Raw genomic sequence first — 3,835 nt, 5'->3', positions numbered from 1 at the left:
TTTTCAGTTTATCTGAAGGGAGCCCTGTCTTTGTCTTGAGTCTGGAGTAGTCCTCAACAAGAAGGTCTTTTATGAGCATATAACCGGCCCTGGAAAAGGCATTGACAGTCCCGGGGTCTATATTCCTCAAGGCGGTTATGGGGTACAGCTTCTTCCTGTCGATGAGCTTCTCCAGGCTCCTCTTTGGAGGATAGCCCCAGCACAGAAGTTTTACCCCCATACACCTGGCATAGGCTTTTGCGTCAGGCGATGCCCTGGTGTTGCAGCTCAGCCACACCTCATCAAAATTGTTTCTGGTGTGGTTTAAATCCAGAAAACGGGCGTAGGTGTACAGAGCCTCCTTTAAGCTGATATATGTACCTGAGGTGTTGTGGAACTTGACCTCTATAAGGGAGCGCACCACCCTACCCTTCTCTTCCCTCTCGGCAATAATATCAATCTCATGGGTAACACACCTGCCCTTGAGCTTTGTTCTTAGCCTCGTCCTGTAGCCGTACTCCCTCAAAATCTGGGAGAGATACGTCTCAAAGGGGAAGCCCGCGGGACCGAGGCGCATTATCGCCTGCTTCAGGTCATAGCACGGTGAGACCGCTGGCTGGTGCTTGTCCAGAAGCTCAAGCACCCGGTTGTAAACCTCCCTTGTTGTGATTCCATCATAGACCTCCCTCTGAACCTGCGTTATTATTGCGTTGACAGCGTCTTTTGTGGCACCCGCCCTGTAGAGAGTCCTCTCAAGCTTTTTTGGATTGAATTTCTCTCTTTTACCGGAGGCTTTGAGGACATACATAACAGTAACCTGGGCTCTAATAGGATATATTCATTTGCCAGATTCTGAAACTACCGTATCTACAAGCTAGGCCAATGGAACCCAAACGCCCTGCGGTAAGGAGCCACAGATTGCATTTTGAAAAACACATTTGCACAATTATCTTCATTTTGCTATGAGAAAGGTATTTCAACACGGCAATCCCGAATGTATACTGGACCGGGGCTGATGATATGAATAGGCGTTTGTTTGGTCTGTTTGGCCTGGGGCTGACGGTGCTTATTTTTATATTCTTATTTCAACCACAGGGGGAAGATTCTCAGACGAAAGGGCAGGTACACAGTAAACCGGATGAGATAAACTGGATATGGAACGACGTTTCAAAGGGCATCCAGACCGCCGGGGAAGAGGATAAGCTGGTGCTCATAGACTTCTGGGCTGGCTGGTGCGGGTGGTGCATAAAGATGGACAAGGAAGTGCTGAGCGATAGCGATGTAGTAGAATTTGTCTCAGAGCACTTTGTGCCTGTGAAGATAGACTCTGACCTCCCTGAAAACAGGAGGCTGCTCGCGGCCTATCGCATATACGGCACCCCTGCCTTTGTGATTCTGGATAAAAATGGCAAATTCCTTGGCAGAGCTGTGGGGTACATGCAAAAGGATACTTTTCTGAGCTTCCTCGGCACGTATACGGATTAGATGGTCTAGAATTGGCAGGATCACCTGCCTTCTGCGCCGAAGCTTTCGCATATCCTGATAAAATTCTTGAAGATCTCCGGACCGCGCGGTGTGTGCTCCACCTCCGGATGGAACTGTACACCGTAGAGGTGCAGACGCTCGTGCGCCATTGCTTCGATATTGCAGGTCTCGCTGTGGGCAAGTTTTTTGAAGCCCTCTGGTAGCTTTGCCACCTCGTCTTTGTGGGAGACCCATGCCCTGAAGCTTGGGGCGAGACCGCGCAGGATCTCATCTTCGTCGTCCACTATAATCTCTGCGTCGGCATATTCACCTATCTCCGCGGTTCTCACCTCGCCGCCGAAGAGCTTTGCCATTAACTGGTGCCCCAGGCAGATGCCGAGGATTGGCACTTTGCCGGTGAAGGCTTTTATTATCTCGCCCGAATTGCCTATCTCCTCCAGGTAGGGCCCTCCCCCGACCACTATGCCCAGAGGTGATTCTCTCTCCACCTCGTCTACGCCTATAGTGTTCTGCACCAGCTTGACACTCTTTCCGAGGTACTTAATGGTGCGGTATATGCGGTGATTGTACTGCCCGCGGTTGGCAATTACAAGGTACTCGGTCATCTTACCCACCTTATGTTTGCGCCTTTCTCTTCAAGAAGCCTTATGAGTCTCTCTGCCCAGAGAAGCTTCTTCCTCTTCATCTCGCTGTCGCGAGAGAAGGAGTATCTTCCAATTTCGCTATGAAAGTCCATCCCATATAAATATATCTCCCTCGCACTGAAGTGCGCCGCGAGGAAGACAGCTCTATCGCCGTCGGTGAAGCCTCCAAAGTTGTGCACGCCTTCGAAGGGCTCAGCCTGCGTCGTGGGGAGGACGTTTACGAAGAGAGAAGCATAGCGCCTGAGCCTGGCGATATTGTCACCGTGGGCATGAATCACGACGATGCTACCACGGGCATTCGCCTCAAGCAGGTCCTCAACCCTGCCGTCCAGGTCTGTGACTATCACCTCGGGTACTGCGCCCCGCTCCAGGAGGAAGCTCGTCGCGCCGTCGCATGCTATGGCTATGCCCTGAGGCATTCGCTCCAGCCTCTCAAGGCTCGGCCCGGCGCCGAAGATGTTCACCCTCTTGCCTGAGATGAGCTCCTCGAGGGTATGGAGAGGCAGCCTGCTACTCACCAGCGAGGCGAGGAGCCTTGCTGCAGCTCTGTCTTCTTCCTCCGAGAAGCCAAAATCTACGAGAATCTCGCGGTATATGCTGCGCCACTCTTCGTAGTGCATGCTGCTCCACTCTTTAAAGCGGGGTATGGTATCAAGAAAAAAACTAAAAGATGCTGTATGCCTGTTTTCTTTTTTAACGTTTAGCATGGTGGGGATTCCCAAACACTCTGGGGCTGTTTCAGTTCGATACCTCAAATCTGTACCTTAGGAAGTGGATGCCAAATTCAGGTTTTATTTTATCTGAAAAAGTAGATTTAAAGGAAGATACCCTAGGTGTTACTGAAATATCCAAGAATCTTCTGGATTTTTGGGATAGATGAGGAATCTGTTAAAACCCTAAGATGGTCCATCAGCCGTTGTAAACATCTATAATTTGTAAATTACTCTATAGTATTGCAATTATATCTCTAATTTCTTTGAATATGTCCATAATTTCGGGTTTTTTACATCTTTTGTGCTTAAATGGATTCTCAAATGGATGTTTATGCCATCCTCCTAGGTTGTCATATCCAAATATTCTTTTTCCATCTTTAATTAATACAAAATCTATTCTGTCGTTGGATGAGTTGTAATAAATATCAAGAAAAACTTTTTCTTGGAATATAACCCTTATTTTCAAGAAATTCAATCTTTCCTTAATTATTTTAAATTTTGCCTGCGGGAAATATGAATTCTTCAGGTCTAAAATTTTACATTTGAAGCTTATGCGTTTTTCGATATCTCTCAAGACTTGCCCCCACTCCTAAGTAGCTCAAGCCACTTTTCTTTTTCCATCTCCAGCGCTTCCCACTCTATATAATCAGCTTCAACTTCATGTGAATGCCGCTCTTTTATTTCTTCAGATTCCCAGGCATGCCGGAACTCTTCAAATTTCATTTTGTATTTTGCTTCGAAGTTGGCGATAAGCTCATTACATTCTTTTATTTTCGCCATAATTGCCTCGTTTGCAAGATTGCTGAGCTTTTCCCTGTAATCTCTGCCTGCAAACACATCAAGTATATTCTTAGCCTTTTCATCCAATGTAAGGGTAACCATCTGTGCATGCCTCCGTTTATAAGACTTATCTTTAACATGTGCTCCATTAGAATATTAAAGTTTTGAAACAGCTCTGAGGCTATTCCATTATTTCAGGATGGACAGCGGAGCATCAAAACTCTGGGGCTGCTT

General features: G+C 47.3%; 6 protein-coding genes. 1 reads left to right on the top strand and 5 read right to left on the bottom strand.

The window, feature by feature from the left end; translation table 11 throughout:
• The coding region (locus tag ACXJJW_RS02975) for an ATP cone domain-containing protein (RefSeq protein ID WP_456474240.1) at window positions 1–787 on the bottom strand (787 nt) is incomplete at its 3' end.
• A 212-nt stretch (window positions 788–999) separates the two neighbouring features.
• On the opposite strand from ACXJJW_RS02975, the gene ACXJJW_RS02970 reads away from it, so the two are divergent.
• Window positions 1,000–1,464 (top strand): thioredoxin family protein, encoded by a 465-nt coding sequence (locus tag ACXJJW_RS02970; RefSeq protein WP_456474239.1) that lies wholly within the window; start codon window positions 1,000–1,002, stop codon window positions 1,462–1,464.
• Between the two features lie 20 nt (window positions 1,465–1,484).
• Here ACXJJW_RS02970 and ACXJJW_RS02965 read toward each other — a convergent pair whose 3' ends face one another.
• The 4 genes from ACXJJW_RS02965 to ACXJJW_RS02950 form a co-directional block, all read right to left on the bottom strand.
• Window positions 1,485–2,069: a GMP synthase subunit A gene (locus tag ACXJJW_RS02965; protein WP_456474238.1), complete on the bottom strand. Its 585-nt coding sequence runs from the start codon at window positions 2,067–2,069 to the stop codon at window positions 1,485–1,487.
• The gene (locus tag ACXJJW_RS02960) at window positions 2,066–2,728 is read right to left on the bottom strand and encodes a 6-hydroxymethylpterin diphosphokinase MptE-like protein (RefSeq protein ID WP_456474237.1); all 663 of its coding nucleotides are present in this window, start codon (window positions 2,726–2,728) and stop codon (window positions 2,066–2,068) included. The genes ACXJJW_RS02965 and ACXJJW_RS02960 overlap by 4 nt, the downstream gene beginning before the upstream one ends.
• A gap of 325 nt (window positions 2,729–3,053) precedes the next feature.
• On the bottom strand, window positions 3,054–3,395 hold the full coding sequence (locus ACXJJW_RS02955; protein ID WP_456474236.1) for a toxin-antitoxin system TumE family protein: 342 nt from the start codon (window positions 3,393–3,395) through the stop codon (window positions 3,054–3,056).
• Window positions 3,392–3,703, bottom strand: coding sequence for a hypothetical protein (locus tag ACXJJW_RS02950; RefSeq protein ID WP_456474235.1), 312 nt, complete (start codon window positions 3,701–3,703; stop codon window positions 3,392–3,394). The genes ACXJJW_RS02955 and ACXJJW_RS02950 overlap by 4 nt, the downstream gene beginning before the upstream one ends.
• Window positions 3,704–3,835: the final 132 nt, after the last annotated feature.

The sequence above is a fragment of the Candidatus Pyrohabitans sp. genome, from assembly GCF_054014795.1.
This window is presented reverse-complemented; position numbering and strand designations above follow the sequence as displayed.